The following is a 19,464-nucleotide window of genomic DNA, read 5'->3' as shown; positions in this document are numbered from 1 at the left end:
AAATTTTAAAAAATAGAGTTGCTTTAACTATCAATAAGAGTGCTCTTTATCGTTTATCAACAGCCTTTGCAATAAAGTCGCCAAGGATTTGAATCACTTGAACGAGTACAACGAGGATGATGACGGTGGTGATCATGATCGTATTATCATAGCGGTAATATCCAAATCGAATGGCTAAGTCTCCAATACCGCCACCACCGACGGTTCCAGCCATCGCTGAAAATCCGATTAAACTAATTAATGTAAGGGTAATTCCTGAAATGATCCCCGACTTTGCTTCTAACAATAGCACATCTTTAATAATCATCCATGGTGTGGCGCCTGCAGCGATTGCCGCTTCAATGACGCCTTTATCAATTTCTCTTAAAGCAGTCTCAACAATCCTCGCGAAAAAGGGGATTGCCGCGACAGATAGAGAAACACTTGCTGCTGTTGGCCCAATTTGGGTTCCTACAATTGCTTTCGTTAAAGGAATTAAAGCTACTAGCAAGATGATAAAGGGAATTGAACGAATCAAATTGACGATAAAGCCTAATACAGTCTGAACGAGACGGTTTTCCCAAAATAACCCTTTATCAGTAATAAATAATAGAATTCCGATTGGCAAACCAATGACAAGTGCAACTACCAATGAGATGGCAATCATATAAAGGGTTTGAAAAAAGGCGGTATTAATCTCAGGCAATAGTTCAATAAAATGCTGAAAATCAAACCCCATGACGTAACACCTCCACTTCGGCTTCCCGCTTGCGAATATATTGGATGGCTTGCTCAATATCTTCCTCTAAACCAATGACTTCCATGATAAAGACACCTAAAGGGGATTCCTGAATATATTCAATTGAACCATGTAGGAAGTTTCCGTGAACATTAAATTGTTTAAGTGTTTCGGAGATAACTCCTTCACCCGCAATATCACCTTTAAAAGTGACCTTTACAAGGGTGCCTTTACATTTTTCTAAAATCGCGTTTGGAATTTCATAAGAAACGACAGAGCTGATAAATTCTCTTGTTAGCTCTGCATTTGGATTGGCAAAAATATCATACACGGGTCCTTCTTCAATAACCTTTCCATCCTGCATAATCGCCATATGATGACAGATTTCTTTTACAACATCCATTTCATGCGTGATTAACACAATGGTGATATTTAACTCTTCATTAATTTTTTTCAGTAATTTTAATATTGACCTTGTTGTTGTTGGGTCAAGTGCTGATGTTGCCTCGTCACATAATAAAACATTAGGGTTATTAGCAAGCGCTCGGGCAATTCCAACTCGTTGTTTTTGACCACCGCTCAGTTGTGCGGGATATACATTCTTTTTATCAGAAAGGCCAACCATTTCTAATAATTCATCAACCCGGGTATCAATCTTATTAGCGGGAACTTTTGCCGCTTTTAGGGAAAAAGCGATATTCTCAGCAACTGTTTTTTGACTAATTAAATAGAAATGTTGAAAAATCATGCCGATTTTTAGGCGTGCTTTTCGCAACCCATCACTGCCCAGTTTCATTAAGTTGACACCATCTACTAAAATGTCACCAGAAGAAGGTCGTTCTAGTAGGTTAATACATCGTAAAAGGGAACTTTTCCCGGCACCTGAATAGCCGACGATTCCATATATTTGGCCTTTTTTAATGGTTAATGATACGTTATCAACACCTTTAACTGAGCCGCTTTTTGTTTTATATATTTTTGTGAGGTTCTTAATTTCAATCATAAGGTACCTTCTTTCTTAAAACTGTGTATTTCGATAGGAATAAAAAGTTTTCCTATTTTAAAAAAGCTTCTTTCCTTTGAAAGAAGCATCGAAATACAAGTTAAATTTCGACTTATCTTTCAGAATAAATATATTCTGCAGGATTTAGCACCTTCCCTAATGGGGGTTGCTGGACGTCACAGGGCCTTTCCCTCAGTCACTCTGGATAAGTGGGTTATAGCTTTAAAAGTAGAAATTAAATGATATATGAATAGTACTAATCTATCATTCTTTTGTCAATAATAAATGACCGTTATTATTATAATATAAAGTCAATTGTTAATATAAATCAGTTCTCCGGTCTTTGAATACAGGAATGGTATGACGGACTTTATCTACTTCATCAAAATCTATATTAGTATAGTAAATTCCTTCATTTGTTTGTTCACTAACGAGGAGTTCGCCCCACGGAGCAATGACCATTGAGTGACCGCTAAAATCGTTGTTAGGGTCATGACCAACACGGTTGACGCCAACAATAAAACACTGATTTTCAATGGCCCGCGCTTGTAAAAGTAATTGCCAATGATCAATCCGTTTTGTTGGCCATTGAGCAGGAACAAACATGATTTTAGCATCGTTTAATATATGTTTGCGCGTCCATTCTGGAAAACGGAGATCATAACATATAATGCCTCCGCAAGTGACACCATCCAATTGGAAAACATTGTCGCCTTGTCCAGACTCCAAAAATAAATGCTCATCCATCAACTTAAAGAGGTGAGCCTTATCATATTGAGAAATAATATTTCCATTTCGATCTGAGACATACATTGTGTTGTAAAACTTTCCATCCCTGTTTGTTGCAACCGAACCAGCTACAATATTAATAGCGAATTTTTTTGATAGTTTTGATAACAATTGCTTCGTCATCGTTCCATTTTCATCTGCCAGTGTAGCTAATTCATTCAAGGCATAGCCTGTATTCCACATTTCAGGAAATACAATTACATCTGAGTGATGATTGGCTGCTTCTATAATGTAATTTTCAACTTTAGAAAAGTTAATATCCGGTTGACCAAACGCAATGTCCATCTGAACACATGCAATTTTCATTATTACACCGCCCTAGACAAGTTTAATTAAAGCCTGATAAAATTTTATTACATTTACAACTATAACATTATGCGAATAAAGGTGGCTACCATGGAAATTTCAGATCGATTAAAGAAACTCCCAGTACAATTTTTCTCTACACTTGTGAATAAGGTTAATAAGGCAGTCGCAGAGGGAAGGGATATTATCAACTTAGGACAAGGCAATCCCGACCAGCCGACACCACCTCATATCGTCAAGGCCTTACAGGTGGCAGCTGAAGATCCTCAAACTCATAAATACTCTTTGTTTCGTGGCATCCCAGAGGTGAAAGAGGCAGCAGCTGATTTTTACAAAAAACAATATTCGGTTGATCTTGACCCTGAGAAGGAAGTAGCGGTTCTGTTCGGGACAAAAACAGGACTTGTCGAATTGCCGATGTGTTTACTAAATGAAGGTGATCTAATGTTGCTGCCAGATCCTGGTTACCCTGATTATTTGTCAGCGATTGCTCTGGCCAATGTTCGCTATGAGACATTTCCGTTAGTAGCAGAGAATCAATACTTACCTAATTATGCTGATTTTACTGAAGACCAAAAAGCTTTAGCGAAGCTTATGTATCTTAATTACCCTAACAATCCAACTGGGGCAACTGCAAATAAAGCCTTCTTTGAAGAAACGGTTGCTTTTGCAAAGGAAAATCATATTGCTGTATTACATGACTTTGCTTATGGCGCCATTGGTTTTGATGGAAAAAGGCCTACTAGCTTTCTTGAGGTTGAGGGGGCAAAAGATGTCGGAATTGAAATGTACACCTTATCGAAAACGTATAATATGGCAGGGTGGCGTGTCGGTTTTGCCGTTGGAAATGCTGATATTATTGAGGCGATTAATCTAATTCAAGACCATTTATATTGCAGCTTGTTCCCTGCTGTGCAAAAAGCCGCTGTTGCTGCATTAACTGGTGATCAGAAATGTGTTGATGAGTTAGTAGAGCGCTATGAAAGCCGCCGCAATACTTTTATAAACGCATGCCGTCGAATTGGGTGGGATGTTCAACCATCAACAGGCTCCTTTTTTGTCTGGCTTCCTGTTCCTTCTGGATTTACGAGTGAGGAATTTGCAGATTATTTATTAGATAAGGCAGATGTAGCAGTTGCAGCTGGAAATGGCTTTGGGCAGTTTGGCGAAGGTTATATTCGTGTGGGTCTGTTATTAGATGAGGACCGCTTAATTGAGGCTGTAGAGCGAATTGATAAACTTAATTTATTTAATAAAGCCTAATGTTAAGCCTAATTTTGACTATTTTAATTATTTAAGCAGAGGGTGGTTCTGGATCTTTTTAATATTTTCCGGAGCTACTTTTTGTGTTTTTCGCATGTTTACAAAAGTGTTTACAAGTATACGAAAAGTGTAAACATGTACACAAATATGCATACAATTGCAAACAAAAATGTAAACATGTTTACAAAAACGTACACATCCCGGCATATCAACATGTATACGTATTACGTAAACATGTATACAAAAAACGTAAACATGTTTACAAGTTTACAAAATTGTCTACATTATTACATTTATTTTTCTTTCGTTCATCTGTATTGAAAAAACTACCAATCTTGTGTAATCTTAAAATCACATAATCCATCTCTAACAAGAGTTATAACTCTATGAAAATGATATGAAAGTAAAGAAAGGATGTAATGTATGAGTAATTCTAGAATTGCAGCAGTTGATGTAGGAAATGATTCGGTTAAAGCTTTATTTGGAAAATTTGATTTTGAACTTAATATCCCTAATATTATGGCTATTGATGTGGAGAACCGCCCAGTCATTGGAATTGAAGAGCTAGACGAACAGGATCCACTTGAAGGCATTCATGTTAAAGTACACTCCCCTGCCCTAAACGATAATAATGCTATTTATCGTGTAGGTACTTTAGCAACAAAAAGCCATAATGCTACTGAATTAGATCCAGGAAGCAATAAATCTGAAGAAGATCAAACATTAGTTATGCTTTTTACAACTATTGCTTTAGATGCAGTTAGAGAACAAAATGCTAGTATCTTCCGCCGAAATGGAAATATTATTGATGCAAACTATACCCTTGGAACAGGTCTGCCTCTTCGTGAAGTAAAGGAAGGAAGAGATGCTGGTTATCGTTCAAGACTACTTGGTAACGTTCACCAAGTGGAATTTTTAATCACGCCAAAATACCAAGGAATTAAGGTAAATATTAAGTTTGATGAGGTAAAAGTTTATCCAGAGGGCTTTGCTGCTTACATTAACCTTGTAATGGATAATAACTTGAATATTATTAATAAGGATCTAATCGATAAGAGAATGATTATTCAAGATATCGGAGGCTTATCTACTGATATTGCAGTAATTAAGAACCGTAAAGTGGATGATGATAAAGCTCAAGGGTTTAATTTAGGAGTTTCTGAAGCATTAGAAGAAATAAGAGATGAAATTAGAAGAAAACACGGTGTTGAGTTAGATAGTCGTAGAGATGTGGTAGAAATTTTAACGAAAAAACATGATCGTAACCATATCATGGTAAAAGGAAGTCGGACAAGCGTTCATGATATTACCGATCGCATTCTATTAGACTTAGCGAAGAAACAATATCGTTTATTACGAAATACATGGAAAAATAATTCACAAACGGAAATCTGCTATTTTATTGGCGGTGGCTCAAATGTACTAAAAGACTATCTAAAAACATTAAATAATAGTCTTGATGGCTACAATATTGATTTCTTTGAGGATGAAAGGGAAAGCATTTGGATGATGGCAAATGCTTATTATAAGCTGATTATGGACTTTGTGAGAAAGCAAGAAAAACAACAACAAAAACATCAACATCAACAACAAAAGCCAAAAACGGATGAAGGTAAAAAGCCTGTAAATACAAAATAATGGTGATGCTAAATGAGTAAGCCTTCTGCAAGCGAGGTGAAGAGGGGACAAACGATTTCTTTCCGAATCCCCTCTGATACTCCAGACCACACTTTAAAACAATTACAAAGGCTTAAAGAAACTGAACGTAGGAACTTCTCGAGTAAAATAGCAGAGTTTGCCCTAGAGGGTGTGAATAATGCCCATTCTAGCGAGAGAGAATTGATTACAATACCTCTCCCTAAGGGATTAACAAAGGCGCAAAGAGATTGGCTGAAACACGAGCATTCGGAAGCATTATTAGGAACGATTCTCCATCATCTAATTTCTGATCCGATTCGGGCGACATCCTTGCTGGCGTCGCTTACAAGCAACTCGTTAAATATTGATGAGGCTCTTTATCTTCAAGAAGAAGAAGTGCCGGAATTATTGAATAGTGGAAGTCATGAGGTGGCGGCGACAATGGATCCTTTAGAAAGTGATTCTCAAAACGATCCATTTGACGCAGGCGACATGGAAGACGATTTAGACGGGTTTGATTGGGAAGCGATCAAACAACAACAGGCAGAGGAAAATGTGGAAGATTCAGCAGAGGAAATGGATGATGACGATTTGCTAGGTGACTTTTTAGCTGCCATGAATAAATAATGTACTAAATAAAAACAAAAAGGTCTCTAGACGACATACGTCAATCTGGAGACCTTTTTTCATCTATTCGTTAGTAATTAAATAATCCCTTGAGCAATCATAGCGTCTGCCACTTTTAAGAAGCCAGCAATGTTGGAGCCAACGACTAAATTACCCGGATGGCCGTATTCTTCAGAAGCCTTCATGCTGTTACGGTAAATGTTTACCATTATTTCATGTAATTTCGTATCCACTTCTTCAAAAGTCCAAGAAATTCTAGCGCTGTTTTGAGCCATTTCTAATGCAGAAACTGCAACTCCACCAGCATTTGCTGCCTTACCAGGTGCAAATAGGACGTCGTTTGAAAGGAAGACTTCGATCGCTTCTAATGTTGAAGGCATATTCGCTCCTTCTCCAACGGCTTTAACCCCATTTGTGACAAGGATTTTTGCAGACGTTTCATCAATTTCATTTTGTGTTGCACATGGAAGAGCAATGTCACATGGAATTAACCAAATATTTTCACAACCCTCAAAATAGTCTGCGCTAGGGTGTTCTTTTACGTATTCACTAATTCGTGTTCTTTCTACCTCTTTAAGGCGTTTAACTGTGTCAAGATTTATGCCGTTTTTATCATAAATATAACCGTTAGAGTCACTGCAGGCTACTACTTTAGCGCCAAATTCTTGCGCCTTTTCCATGGCGTAAATAGCCACGTTACCAGAACCAGAAACAATGACTGTGCTGTCTTTGAAGTCAAGACCTTTATCTTTTAACATCTCTTGTACAAAATAAACGGTCCCAAATCCAGTAGCTTCTGTCCGTCCTAAACTTCCGCCAAAGCCAACCTTCTTACCTGTTAGAACACCTGCATGGAAGGCGTTTTGCAGTCTTTTATATTGTCCGAACATATAGCCTACTTCTCTAGCGCCGACACCAATATCACCGGCCGGAACGTCTTTATCAGGTCCAATGTAATTGTGTAGCTCTGTCATAAAGCTTTGGCAAAAACGCATGATTTCAGCGTCTGATTTTCCCTTTGGATCAAAGTCAGAACCACCTTTACCGCCACCGATTGGTTGACCTGTTAAGGAGTTTTTGAAAATTTGTTCAAACCCTAGAAACTTGATGATGCTGGCATTTACAGATGGATGGAAACGTAATCCACCTTTATAAGGTCCGATCGCACTGTTAAATTGTACGCGGAAACCACGGTTAACATGAACTTTACCATTGTCGTCCACCCAAGGAACTCTAAAGGTAATGAGTCTTTCAGGTTCAACAATACGCTCAAGAACCCCTTGGTCTATATAGTGTGGATGTTTATCGAAAACAGGAATTAACGAATCTAAAATTTCTTTTACCGCTTGGTGAAATTCAGCTTCATGAGGATTGCGCTTTTTAACGGCTTCATAAACTTCCTTTACATATTTAGCGCCTTGTGTTTCTGTAATTGATTTCGTAACCAAAACGATCATTCCTTTCAAATTAAATGCTTTGCTTAAAGTAGGGAAATTAAAAAACCTATATGATTCGGAGTGAGGTCTTCGTGATTTATAGATTTTTTACTTTCGGAGATTGTTAAACATTTAACAAACTTTGAGGGTTTATTTATTTCATAAAACTATTATATTGCTTTTTAAGTAATACAAACAATATATAATTTAGATTGAAATCATGCTAAAATGAGATTGATCGAAAAAGCAAGTTAAATGCTTGGAGTGGTGCATGGAATGGAATTAAGACAAATTCAATATTTTATTGAAGTGGCTAAAAGAGAACATGTGACAGAGGCAGCAAATTATCTACATGTGGCTCAATCAGCAGTTAGCCGACAAATCTTTAATTTAGAATCAGAATTAGGGGTTGATTTATTTGTTCGGGAAGGACGCAATGTCAAACTAACCCCAATCGGAAAAGTATTTCTTAAACATATGGAAGAAGCCATAGCCATTTTAGAAAATGCGCAGCGAGAGATTGAAGAATATCTCGATCCTGGTCATGGAACCATTCGGATTGGCTTCCCTACTAGTTTGGCTACCTACACAATGCCGACAGCTATATCTGCTTTTAGAGAAAGATATCCGGACGTTAAGTTTCAGTTAAAACAAGGTGCATATTATGACTTAATTGACCGTGTTGCCAAAGGCGAGATTGATATGGCCCTTCTTGGCCCTGTTCCAATGAGGGAAAAAAAGGTAAGGGGGAGTATCTTATTTTCAGAAAACCTTGTCGCGTTACTTCCAATTGATCATCCATTGGCAAAATCGCCTACATTAAAGTTAAGTCAGTTACGGGAAGATGGATTTATTTTATTCCCGAAAGGATATATTTTGCGTGAAATTCTTTTTGAGGCTTGTGAACAACAGGGATTTCAGCCGACGGTTACTTTTGAAGGGGAGGACATTGATGCGATTAGAGGCTTGGTCTCAGCTGGTCTTGGTGTTGCCATCATTCCAGAGATTACCCTGATAGATGGGGTTCCCCGTTCCACAGTCAAAGTCCCAATCGTTGAGCCAAGCGTAACCCGAACGGTTGGAATTATAATTCCAAAGGACCGTCACTTATTGCCAACACAAAATTTATTTTATCATTTTCTCATCGACTTTTTTACAAGATTGGATAAATTCCAAGATTAAATCGTTTAAACTTTCCCAAACTTGACCTTCATCAAGTTTTATTATCACCGTTAACGTTACAGTGAGAGTGATAAAAATAGCATAGATAGTGCTTCAATTAGAACCATAAACCTGGGGATATGCTGTATGAATTTCAAAAGTATTTTAAACAAATAAAGGAGCTTATAATGATCTTATATAATAGTTATAAGTCTTTTTATGCAATGAAAGGTGGATTGTTATGACTAAGGTTGATGGGTGTATTCACCATAATTGTAATCGTTCTCATAAAGCTTGTGTATCATTGGTGCCCATTTTTAATCATTTGGAGCCTGTTCAAATGGATGAAATCATGAAGACGGTCCATTCGGCATCATTTAAAAAGGGGGAAATTATCTATCACGCAGGGGATGAATCAGACTCCTTATACATTGTGAATAAAGGAAAAATAAGAATTTATCGATTATCTGAGTCTGGTAAGGAACAGCTTGTTAGGATGTTACAACCGGGGGACTTTACAGGTGAACTTGCGTTATTTCAAAATGGTGTACATGAGGCATATGCAGAGGCCATTATTGATACAGATGTATGTTTGATTAAACGTGGGGACTTACAGGAGTTTCTCTTGAAGTATCCGTCGATTTCATTAAAAATTCTCACAGAGTTTTCCAATCGACTTCAGCAAGCTGAAAAGCAAACGACTGTAAATGCAACTGAAAAAGTGGAAACCCGACTTGCCTTGTTTTTAGTGGAATGCTCAGAAAGAAATGACGGAGCACATGAATTTGTGCTGCCAATGAGTAAAAAAGATTTGGCATCTTATTTAGGAACGACACCAGAAACCATTAGTCGGCGCTTAACTGATTTAGAGGAACAAAGATTGATTAAACAAAAGCCAAAGAAGCGAATTGAGATTTTAGATTTAGATGGGTTGCTGTTGGTTTAAGGAGTCAGTTCCGAGTCGATTTCGGACATGGCTGGGTAATGATTGGAGTACGGAATCGGAATGATGAACGATCTGGATAGGAAAGGTTAAGGTTGAGGCATTTTGTTCAAACCATACAATTTCTCGCGATAAAAATGAAAAAGGGTCCATCATGATTATTGTATAAATAATCGTGATGGACCCTTTTCTGTTCGTCTGTCATTAATGTAAAATTCCCCCGCCATTGCGAAGAAAGACTAATCCAATGGTTAAGACCAGCATCAATAATAAACAAAAAGTGTCACGGGGTTGCCAGTTTAGCTGTCGGAATGTAGAGCGTTTTTCTCCTGATTGATAGCCTCTAACCTCCATTGCATTCGCTAACTCCTCTGAACGGTTTAACGAACTAACAAACAGGGGTAAAAAGATCGGTACGAGCTTTTTCATTTGTTGAAATAGGTTCCCTTCACCGAATTCCGTGCCACGGGCACGTTGCGCATCCATGATTTTTTGCGTTTCATCAAGCAGGTTTGGAATAAAGCGCAACGAAATTGAGAGCATTAAGGAAAATTCATCTACAGGGATTTTCAAAGCACGTAAAGGACGGAGCAGTGAATTAATGCCATCTGTTAAATCAATCGGCTTTGTCGTCAGCGTCACGACCGTCGAAATAAACACGATCATAACAAATCGGCAGAAAATAAAAAAGCCATTTGTTAACCCAAAGTAGGTAATCGTAATCGGTCCCCATTCAAAGTAAACCTCTCCACCTGAAGTAAATAATACTTGTAAAAATACTGTGAATAAAATTAACCATATTAACGGTTTGACGCCACGAATGTAAGTAGTAAAACTGACACCTGAGAGGTACATAACTGTAAACGTAAATAACCAAAGGAGGGCATAGGTTTGCCAGTTATTAGCCAAAAATAAAACAAAGATAAAATAAATACAGGCAACTAACTTTGACCTTGGATCAAGGCGATGAATCCAAGAATCACCTGGGAAGTATCGGCCTAATATCAATTTATTCATACAAGTCCCACCTCGATAAGTGCATCCGCTAAATCCTCAACAGTTAAGCACACCTGATTCAAACGCACACCTGTTTTGGCTTCGATCTCCAGTTGGAACCGTCTGGCATCAGGAACATCAAGATGCCACTTTTCAACTTGTGCGAGGTCAGCAAACAAGTTGAGAACGGTATCGTGAAAAACAACCGTTCCCTTTTCCATAACAACTACTTTTTCTGCATAATTAATCACATCTTCCATATCATGAGTGACTAAGACGGTTGTCATTCTCCGCTCTTTATGCCAAGACTCGATTAAATCCATAATTTCTCTTTTTCCAGAGGGATCAAGTCCTGCTCCTGGTTCGTCTAAAACAAGAATATCAGGTTGCATCGCCAAAATTCCTGCAATCGCAACCCGTCGTTTCTGGCCGCCTGAAAGGGAAAAGGGCGACTTCTTTAAAAACTCTTCTGATAAACCGACTTGATGAATGACCTTTTTTGCAATCTCATTTGCTTCTTCTTCTGCAACACCAAAATTTAAGGGGCCAAAGCAAATGTCCTTTTCAACCGTTTCAGCAAATAATTGGGATTCAGGAAATTGAAAGACCATTCCGACCTTCTTGCGAATGGATTTCAGGGCAGCTTTATTATTATCCTGTTTGATTACATCTGAGCCAATTTGAACTTGTCCTTGTTTAGGAATCAATAAACCATTCATTGCTTTTAATAAACTTGATTTTCCGGAACCTGTGTAGCCGACGACAGCTGTATAACTGCCAGATGGGAGATTGACGTCAACGTCACGTAATACGAATGGTGTCCTTAGTGGTCCAACTTGGTAATCAGCAGACACTCTTTCAAAATTTACTTCCATAACCAACGCACCATCTCTGCTTCCGACATATATTCTTGCGGAACCTTTCTATTTCGTTCTAAAAGGGTACGTCGTAATTTTTCAACAAAAGGAGGTTCTAGATCCTGCACTTCTGAAAAAACTTCCTTAGGAGTACCACTGTTGACTAGTTTTCCTTTTTTCATGATTAAGATTCGATCAGCAGAGGCGGCCTCATTCATATCATGTGTGATCGAGAGAATCGTTATCTTATGTTTTTGATTTAAATCCTGCAATATTTGCAGCAATTCACGTCGACTTCTAGGGTCTAACATGACGAACGCCTCATCTAATACGAGTACATCCGGGTTTAGCGCTAATACACCTGCAATGGCAACCCGCTGTTTTTGGCCACCTGATAAATGGGAGGGATCGTGTAATTTATAAGATGATAAACCAACCATATCAATGGCTTGGTTTACTCTTGTTTTCATTTCCTCATATGGCAAGTTTAAGTTTTCTAAGCTAAAGGCAACATCATCTTGAACGCTTGTACCAATAAATTGATTATCGGGATTTTGAAAGACCATCCCAATTCGACGTCTTACATCCCATTTAGAGTCATCATTTAATTCTTGTCCGCCGATGATAATTTTGCCGCTTTCCGGGGTAAATAAACCGACTAACATTCTGGCTAATGTCGATTTTCCAGAACCATTCTGCCCAACAATTGCCACCCACTCACCTTTATTAATCGTCAAAGAAACGTCAGATAGAGTTCTCGATTTCACTCGTTGATCATATCGAAAGGATAGGTGTTTTACTTCAATTATTGGTTCCCCCATGAATGTTCCTCCTTATACAATGAATGATACGACCATCATTGCAATAATTGATCCATTGATAAATACTAAGTTTTTAATTGCAAGAGAGAAAGTTTCTGACTTAACCTGCTTTTTATTAAATAAACTAATATGTTTCGATACAGGTACAATGATAAGTAATGATAATAATAATACAATCGGTAAAATGTTTAATATAACAGCAGTTAATATAGAGATAAAGGTGGCGGCATAAAGAATGTTGTACAGAGTTACAGCTCGTTTTTTGCCAATATAATAAGGCAATGTGAAACGGCGATTTTTGATATCATCCTCTAAATCACAGATATTGTTGGCTAACATGATATTAGCAATTGTAAAAATACATGGCAGCGATACTAATAAGATTTCACCCAATAAGACTAAATCGGCTTGCAAACTGATGAAGCTTCCGTTCACAATTAGATTTGCAATTCCATGATCATACGCATTAACATAAACAACTAGGAATAAAATCCCGAAACCCATTGTGACTCCTGAGAAAACTTCGCCAAGTGGAATTCGTGAGATGGGTACAGGTCCATACGTATAAAAAACTCCAATGATAAAGCAAAGGATCCCGATAAAAAGAACTAATAGATCAGTAAGAAAAACTAGCCAGATTCCCAATCCCATGGCGGTAAATAACATAGCAAAAATGGTAAACTTTGCTAATCCGATTGGAATATTATCCTGTCCAATAATATTTTCACGCTTACGATATTCATCTGTTGTTGCTTTTTTATAGTCCATGTAGTTATTAATCGCGGTAGTAGTTAAATCGAATATCAACATCGCGAAAAAGAAAATCACCGTGTTGATCGGTTTAAAAGCATCAAAGCGATATATGACGAAAAGTAAGCCTACTAAAAATGGAAATAAACTGGCTAACTTTGTTCTTATTTCAACAAATTCTAAAAATGTTCGTATAGACATCATGATTCCCCCTTTTGATGTCATTTAGTTTACTATTTCATATTCCTCATTTGTGAGTTCAAAATTGTCTTTTATTCCTGAAGTGAGATAAACCTTTTTATCATGGCTGATAAAAATAGCTTCGGCTCCTTCAAATTGTTCAATAAACTGGAGTCCTCCTTCTATTCCTTTTGAAAATACGGAAGTAGACAGACCATCTCCATCAATTGATTGATCGGAAACAATCGTGACGCCAGCGATGTCGTTATTAAATGGATAACCTGTTTTCGGATCCAATAAGTGATGATAGCTTTCTCCATCAATATTAAGAACCCGTTCATAAATTCCGGATGTTACAATCGATCGGTCAGATTCTTGTATTTTCCCAACAACAGCTCCACGGGCAGCGTCTGCATCGGGTTCCTGGATGCCAACATTCCACTTATTCCCAGAAGGGCTATTACCAACGACAATAATATTGCCACCTAAATCGACAATAGCTGATGTTACACCATGTTCTTTTAATACTTCAACTGTTTCATCTGCAATAAACCCTTTTGCAATTGATCCTAAATCTAGTTGCATACCAGACTTTTTGAGAAAGACCGTTTTATTTGCCTCGTCTAGTTCAATCTCTTTATAATTTATTAACGGAAGTACTGCATCGATTTCTGACTGTTCAGGTTTACGGGCATCCGGATAACCGATTTTCCACATGTTTGTTAAAGGACCAATCGTAATATCGTAGGAGCCTTCAGCTTTCATGCTATAGTCAAGACCGGCCTTTATCAGTTCGTAAATATCATCAGATACTGTTACAGGCTCTACCCCTGCTTTTTCGTTAATTAAGGCAATTTCTGAGTTCTCATCCTCTGTTTCATTAATAGTGGTATGATCAGCTAACCAATTAATCCGCTCAAAAACAGGATCTAATACATCTTGTTTGCCTTCATCATAAATTTTGATGTTTACAACCGTACCCATTAGAAACTCAGTTCTTTCGTAGGGGGATGAAGCCATCTTCTTATCATTTTTATCGTTTGCTTCTTCTTTTGAACCATTACAGCCAACCATTACTGTCAATAATACAGCTAATATGGAAAATAGAATGGTTTTCTTCATAATTATCCCAAACCTTTCAAATTCTCTAAAACTCGGCATTGTTCTATCATTCTACCATTTAACAAAGTGAAACTTCTATAAATGGGGGGGGCTTTATTTCCCGCTGATGGTTAAGTCATGCAGAGATTGATTGATCCAAGGGCTAAAGCCCAAAACTAAATCTTATTTCATAGATCGGAGCTTTACGGAAAGTTGCCTTCACCAATCACGTTTATTATAACTTAAAATTTTAAGACAAGGGTCTTACAGCCTGTTAAACGTATACTGAAAAAACGAAAGGCTTTAGAGTCACCTCTAAAGCCTTTAAAGATACTGATGTTGTTAAAAGGTGCCCACTATTATTATTTCTTTTCAAAAACAATATTGTCAATAACGATAGGGTTAGTATCACCTTTTTGAGCTGCATTAATTAGTTGTTGTGCATAAAGAATGAAACCATTAGAAGTGCCAGTTGCACCAGTTACAACTTCAATGTCACCAGCAGCTTGTTTTGCAACTAAATCATCATTTAAAGCTGGAATAAATTCTTGTGGACCAGTACCAGCTTTTTCAGACATATTTTTTTGGTATTCATCATCATCTGTTTTTAATTGATTTTCTGCATTTACATTGTTGTAATCAGAAGTGACGATTTTGCCATCTTTAACAGTCATTTTGAATACAGTTCTCCAGCCAGTTGCACCAAGGTTTTTCTCTTCTAGTGAATATTCACCATCTTGCAATGGTGCAGCTGCATCAATAACGATGGTTTCAGTATTTCCAGCTTGTGCGGCTTGGATTAATTGTTGAGCATAGTTTTTAAATGATTCAGCAGAGTGAGTGGCACCAGTCACAACTTCAACTTGTTGTGCATCTTGTTTGGCAATTAAATCATCATTTAATGTTGGAATGTAATCTTGAGGACCTACACCCGTTTTTTCAGACATAGATTTTTGGTATTCTTCATCATCAGTTTTTAATTTACCATCAGCGTTTACGTAATTGTAATTAGATTCGGTAATCTTTCCATCTTCAACCTTGATTGAGAAAGTTGCTTTCCACCCTTTATCGCTAATTTCTTTTTCTTCTAATGTATAAGTTCCATCTTGTAATTCAGCGCCAGCAAGTTTCTTAGGTGCTGCAGTTTCAGTAGCTTGTTCATTTTCAGTAGTTTCAGTGTTTTCTGTAGCAGTTTCTGTTGGTGTTTCTTCTTTTGGTGCGTCTGCTGCTTCGTTATTTCCACATGCACCTAAGATTAGAGCTAAGGATACAGCCATGGATGTAACAAATGTTTTTTTACCAATTTTCATTATCTTCATCCTCTTTCCCTCTATAATTGGTCAACGTTTGTGAACTTCTTCATTGATAAACTTCTCACAAACTTTCAACAACTTCATGTTAACTTGTTTTATTTAAGCTGTCTATAGCTTTTGACGGCAAAATGTGACAATGTTTTTAACTTCTCATATAGAGAGAAAGCTATATTTATAGGGGAAAATCATACATATTTTTGTGGTTTACGGGTATATTAAATACAGGTTTACTTTTTTATGAATTTTTTGTGAACTTGTCGAAATTTGTTAATTTTTTATGAAAACCATAGACTTTATGTATAAACATATGTAATATGAAGTTGTAGTTGTTCACTAGTTCACAATATTGTTGTGGAAGGGCATTATATATATATTTTATTGAAATTAATTTATGAGGGGAATGAAGAGCGTGGCAGAGAAAAAAATCGTTATCATCGGTGCGGGTTATGCTGGTGTGCACGCCGCTAAAAAGCTTGCCAAAAAGTATAAAAGAGACGATTCTGTTGAAATTACTTTGATTGATCGTCATTCGTATCATACAATGATGACCGAACTTCATGAAGTAGCTGCTCATCGCGTTGAGCCAAATGACATTTTATTTGACCTTCGCAAATTATTTAACCGTACAAAAGTTAAATTAGTAACTGACAATGTTACACATGTTGACCATGAGAAAAAAGTGGTGACAACTGAAATAGGTACTTTTTCATACGATTATTTAGTATTAGGAATGGGTGCGGAAGCGAATGACTTCGGTACACCTGGTGTAAAAGAGCATGGTTTTACATTATGGTCTTGGGAAGATGCTGTAAAACTACGTACACATATTGAAGAAACGGTTCGCAAGGCAGCAACTGAACCAGATGAAGCCAAACGGAAAGCGATGTTAACGTTTATCGTCTGTGGTTCCGGGTTCACTGGAATTGAAATGGTTGGGGAACTTATTGAATGGAAGGTTCGTTTAGCAAAGGATAATAAATTAGATCCAGAAGATTTTACATTATATGTAGTAGAAGCTGCTCCAACGATTTTAAATACATTGGATCGTACAGATGCTGGCAAAGCAGAAAAATATTTAGAAAAACAAGGTGTAAAAATCCTTAAGAACTCTGCGATTGTCGAAGTTAAACCTGATTCCATTAAGTTAAAATCAGGCGAGGAAATTCCTACACATACATTAATTTGGACAGCTGGTATTAAAGCGAATTCCGACACGAAAGATTATGGAATGTCAAGTGGCCGTGCAGGACGTTTACTTGTTAATGAATACATGGAGGCAGAAGGCTTAAAAGACACATATGTTGTCGGGGACTTAGCTTACTATGAAGAAGATGGTAAACCAATTCCACAAATTGTTGAAGCAGCTGAACAAACAGGTGCAACGGCTGCAAAAAATATCATTGCGGAGATTAGCGGTGGCCAGAAAACCGCTTTTAAAGGAAAATATCATGGGACAATGGTTTCAATTGGTGGGCGTTATGGGGTAGCAAACCTTAGCGGAATTCGCCTGAGCGGTTGGTTTGCAAACTTTATGAAGCATATCGTTAACATTTATTACTTCCTAACAATTAGCAGTGGCTATTATATTTGGCAATATATTAAACATGAATTTTTCCATACAAAAGATAAGCGAAATATTTTCCGTGATGTGACAACTCGTTATGGCAATGTGATCTGGACTTTCCCAATTCGTTTATACCTTGCTTGGTTCTGGATTGAAGAAGGCGGTTCTAAGATCTGGGGAGCTACTAAATGGGCAGAGAAAGACTTATTTAGTGGACTTGGATCAGATTCGTGGATTGTTGATAAATCGGTTAAAATGCCATTTGAATGGTTACAAACCGCAACAAGCGGCGCTAGTGAATGGGCTGAAGGTGGAGCTGAAGCTACTGCAATTGCACCTCCAATTTTAGATACAATGCCAGGTTGGTTTGAGGCAATCATGAAAGTAATGATGCCTACTCCTGAAGTTGCGATCTTTATGCAAGGATTCGTGGGAATTTTTGAATTTGCTTTAGGACTCTTAATTCTATTTGGTTTATTTACTTGGTTAGCAGGCTTTGCAAGTGTCAGCATGTTACTTATGTTCACATTAACAGCAATGCTCGGTTGGGATAAGTTCTGGGCGTTACCTGCATCTTTCGCAGTGATGAACGGTGCTGGAAGATTCTTAGGTCTTGATTATTATGTATTACCATTCTTAGGTAAAAAACTAGGTAACTGGTGGTATGGTAAGGAACGGGCTATTTACAAAGACCATAAAAAGTGATAAATATGATTAAGCGTGAGGCTTTATGTTTCACGCTTTTCTTATCTTCATTGAATACATATATCATTAAATCGGAGACCCTAAGTTGTTAGGGATCAAATAATACTTTTAAAAGGGGGAAAAGAAAGATGCGATCATTTTCCAATATGATTAAAAGTGGGGATATTATTATTACCCTTTTGCTTGTATTGCTTTCTTTTCTTCCTATTGTAATTTTTAGCTATCAACAGGCTGAAAAAACGTCGGAACTGGCTGGTTTTGGGGAGACGGAAACGGTTGCTGTTATTACGGTGAACAACGAAGAAGTGAGAAGAATCACATTAACAGGGAATACAGAATCAGAGGTCTTTGATATTCATACAGATGACGGTGGCTATAATACTATAGAAGTTCGTGGCGAGAGCATTCGTATTAAAGGTGCAAATTGTTATGACCAAGTCTGTGTTCGTTTTGGTTTTATATCTAAGCCGGGAGAAACGGCTGTTTGTTTGCCGCATAAATTAGTCCTTGAAATAAAATCAACAGCTGGAGAGCAACCGAATGATATGATCATTAGTTCATAAGGATAAAGTAGTGGAAATGGAAGGGAGTCTTGAATGTGACAAAAAATCAGCGCCTCGTTTATATTGCTTTGTTAGCGGCACAAGCTGTCATTATTAGCTTAATTGAACGGGCCATCCCTTCTCCATTTGCATTTGCTCCCGGTGCCAAGCTCGGATTAGCGAACATCATTACATGTATGGCATTATATACACTTTCTGTTAAAGATACGACAAAAGTGGTAGCGATACGGTTAACATTGGCTGCTTTATTAGGGGGGAATTTATCTTCTTTTATGTATAGTGCCTCAGGGGCAATCCTAAGCTTATTTGGAATGATTGCTGTTAAGCAGTTAGGACCATCAAGAATCAGCTTAATTGGTGTTAGTGTCGCAGGCGCCATCATGCATAATGTTGGACAATTGTTAGTTGCCAGCTGGATTGCTCAGACATGGACTGTGTTACTGTACTTACCTGTTCTCTCCTTTATTGGTGTTCTTTCAGGCATTGCAATTGGAATTATGGCTAATTATTTATTAACTCATGTTGAAAAACTAGTCTACTATCGCTATCTTCGAGAATAAAAAATGAGTGTCCCGTAATCTTTCATTACGGGACACTTTTTGTTTAAAGCTTGTACTGGTCACAGAAATGACGGCAATTATGGTTCATAATAGAAGTATAAAGAATAATTATTTTTCTCCATACAAGGTTTCTATCAATTATTCTAATCATCCTTTTATTCATTAGGAAA

The 19,464-nt window shown here is 37.5% G+C and carries 18 protein-coding genes and 1 riboswitch; of the genes, 8 read left to right on the top strand and 10 right to left on the bottom strand.

Annotated elements, in window-relative coordinates; translation table 11 throughout:
* Nucleotides 1-46: 46 nt before the first annotated feature.
* From R4Z10_RS20525 to R4Z10_RS20515, 3 genes are all read right to left on the bottom strand, one after another.
* On the bottom strand, nucleotides 47-718 hold the full coding sequence (locus tag R4Z10_RS20525) for a methionine ABC transporter permease (protein ID WP_338471127.1): 672 nt from the start codon (nucleotides 716-718) through the stop codon (nucleotides 47-49).
* Complete coding sequence (locus R4Z10_RS20520) at nucleotides 708-1,721, bottom strand: methionine ABC transporter ATP-binding protein (RefSeq protein WP_338471126.1); 1,014 nt, start codon at nucleotides 1,719-1,721, stop codon at nucleotides 708-710. The genes R4Z10_RS20525 and R4Z10_RS20520 overlap by 11 nt, the downstream gene beginning before the upstream one ends.
* Before the next feature lie 109 nt (nucleotides 1,722-1,830).
* Nucleotides 1,831-1,933, bottom strand: a riboswitch (SAM riboswitch).
* 106 nt (nucleotides 1,934-2,039) lie between these two features.
* Complete coding sequence (locus R4Z10_RS20515; RefSeq protein WP_338471125.1) at nucleotides 2,040-2,816, bottom strand: carbon-nitrogen family hydrolase; 777 nt, start codon at nucleotides 2,814-2,816, stop codon at nucleotides 2,040-2,042.
* A gap of 90 nt (nucleotides 2,817-2,906) precedes the next feature.
* Between R4Z10_RS20515 and R4Z10_RS20510 the strand changes: the two genes are divergently transcribed.
* The 3 genes from R4Z10_RS20510 (at nucleotide 2,907) to R4Z10_RS20500 (ending at nucleotide 6,344) form a co-directional block, all read left to right on the top strand.
* Nucleotides 2,907-4,079: a pyridoxal phosphate-dependent aminotransferase gene (locus R4Z10_RS20510; protein WP_338471124.1), complete on the top strand. Its 1,173-nt coding sequence runs from the start codon at nucleotides 2,907-2,909 to the stop codon at nucleotides 4,077-4,079.
* A 423-nt stretch (nucleotides 4,080-4,502) separates the two neighbouring features.
* On the top strand, nucleotides 4,503-5,717 hold the full coding sequence (locus R4Z10_RS20505; RefSeq protein ID WP_338471123.1) for a ParM/StbA family protein: 1,215 nt from the start codon (nucleotides 4,503-4,505) through the stop codon (nucleotides 5,715-5,717).
* A 12-nt stretch (nucleotides 5,718-5,729) separates the two neighbouring features.
* Entirely contained in the window at nucleotides 5,730-6,344 is a 615-nt protein-coding gene (locus tag R4Z10_RS20500) for a hypothetical protein (RefSeq protein ID WP_338471122.1), read from the top strand.
* Nucleotides 6,345-6,421: 77 nt separating this feature from the next.
* On the opposite strand, the gene gdhA is transcribed toward R4Z10_RS20500, so the two are convergent.
* Nucleotides 6,422-7,801 carry an NADP-specific glutamate dehydrogenase gene (gene gdhA, locus R4Z10_RS20495; RefSeq protein WP_338471121.1) on the bottom strand — a complete coding sequence of 460 codons (1,380 nt, stop codon included), beginning with the start codon at nucleotides 7,799-7,801 and terminating at the stop codon, nucleotides 6,422-6,424.
* Between the two features lie 255 nt (nucleotides 7,802-8,056).
* On the opposite strand from gdhA, the gene R4Z10_RS20490 reads away from it, so the two are divergent.
* Entirely contained in the window at nucleotides 8,057-8,962 is a 906-nt protein-coding gene (locus tag R4Z10_RS20490) for a LysR family transcriptional regulator (RefSeq protein WP_338471120.1), read from the top strand.
* 220 nt (nucleotides 8,963-9,182) lie between these two features.
* Complete coding sequence (locus R4Z10_RS20485) at nucleotides 9,183-9,887, top strand: Crp/Fnr family transcriptional regulator (protein WP_338471119.1); 705 nt, start codon at nucleotides 9,183-9,185, stop codon at nucleotides 9,885-9,887.
* A gap of 201 nt (nucleotides 9,888-10,088) precedes the next feature.
* Here R4Z10_RS20485 and R4Z10_RS20480 read toward each other — a convergent pair whose 3' ends face one another.
* From R4Z10_RS20480 to pplA, 6 genes are all read right to left on the bottom strand, one after another.
* The gene (locus R4Z10_RS20480; RefSeq protein WP_338471118.1) at nucleotides 10,089-10,901 is read right to left on the bottom strand and encodes an energy-coupling factor transporter transmembrane component T; all 813 of its coding nucleotides are present in this window, start codon (nucleotides 10,899-10,901) and stop codon (nucleotides 10,089-10,091) included.
* A complete protein-coding gene (locus tag R4Z10_RS20475) occupies nucleotides 10,898-11,755 on the bottom strand; it encodes an energy-coupling factor transporter ATPase (protein WP_338471117.1) in 858 nt (285 codons plus the stop codon). Before R4Z10_RS20475 ends, R4Z10_RS20480 begins: the two co-directional genes overlap by 4 nt.
* Nucleotides 11,746-12,558 carry an energy-coupling factor transporter ATPase gene (locus R4Z10_RS20470; RefSeq protein WP_338471116.1) on the bottom strand — a complete coding sequence of 271 codons (813 nt, stop codon included), beginning with the start codon at nucleotides 12,556-12,558 and terminating at the stop codon, nucleotides 11,746-11,748. Before R4Z10_RS20470 ends, R4Z10_RS20475 begins: the two co-directional genes overlap by 10 nt.
* Nucleotides 12,559-12,570: 12 nt before the next feature.
* Nucleotides 12,571-13,509, bottom strand: a complete 939-nt coding sequence (gene menA / locus R4Z10_RS20465; protein ID WP_338471115.1) for a 1,4-dihydroxy-2-naphthoate polyprenyltransferase — start codon at nucleotides 13,507-13,509, stop codon at nucleotides 12,571-12,573.
* 24 nt (nucleotides 13,510-13,533) lie between these two features.
* The gene (locus R4Z10_RS20460) at nucleotides 13,534-14,610 is read right to left on the bottom strand and encodes an FAD:protein FMN transferase (protein ID WP_338471114.1); all 1,077 of its coding nucleotides are present in this window, start codon (nucleotides 14,608-14,610) and stop codon (nucleotides 13,534-13,536) included.
* A gap of 341 nt (nucleotides 14,611-14,951) precedes the next feature.
* Nucleotides 14,952-15,899, bottom strand: a complete 948-nt coding sequence (gene pplA, locus R4Z10_RS20455; RefSeq protein ID WP_338471113.1) for an extracellular electron transfer flavoprotein PplA — start codon at nucleotides 15,897-15,899, stop codon at nucleotides 14,952-14,954.
* Between the two features lie 412 nt (nucleotides 15,900-16,311).
* Here pplA and R4Z10_RS20450 point away from each other — a divergent pair, with 412 nt between their 5' ends.
* The 3 genes from R4Z10_RS20450 to R4Z10_RS20440 all read left to right on the top strand — a co-directional run bounded on the left by R4Z10_RS20450 (nucleotide 16,312) and on the right by R4Z10_RS20440 (nucleotide 19,294).
* Nucleotides 16,312-18,171 (top strand): NAD(P)/FAD-dependent oxidoreductase, encoded by a 1,860-nt coding sequence (locus R4Z10_RS20450; protein ID WP_338471112.1) that lies wholly within the window; start codon nucleotides 16,312-16,314, stop codon nucleotides 18,169-18,171.
* A 128-nt stretch (nucleotides 18,172-18,299) separates the two neighbouring features.
* Nucleotides 18,300-18,734 carry a NusG domain II-containing protein gene (locus R4Z10_RS20445; RefSeq protein ID WP_338471111.1) on the top strand — a complete coding sequence of 145 codons (435 nt, stop codon included), beginning with the start codon at nucleotides 18,300-18,302 and terminating at the stop codon, nucleotides 18,732-18,734.
* A 35-nt stretch (nucleotides 18,735-18,769) separates the two neighbouring features.
* Complete coding sequence (locus R4Z10_RS20440) at nucleotides 18,770-19,294, top strand: Gx transporter family protein (protein WP_338471110.1); 525 nt, start codon at nucleotides 18,770-18,772, stop codon at nucleotides 19,292-19,294.
* Nucleotides 19,295-19,464 lie beyond the last annotated feature (170 nt).

It is taken from the genome of Niallia sp. XMNu-256 (assembly GCF_036670015.1).
In the GTDB taxonomy this organism is placed as follows: Bacteria; Bacillota; Bacilli; order Bacillales; family Cytobacillaceae; genus Bacillus_BD.
The sequence above is the reverse complement of the archived record's forward strand: the minus strand, read 5'-3'. Positions and strand labels throughout refer to the sequence as shown.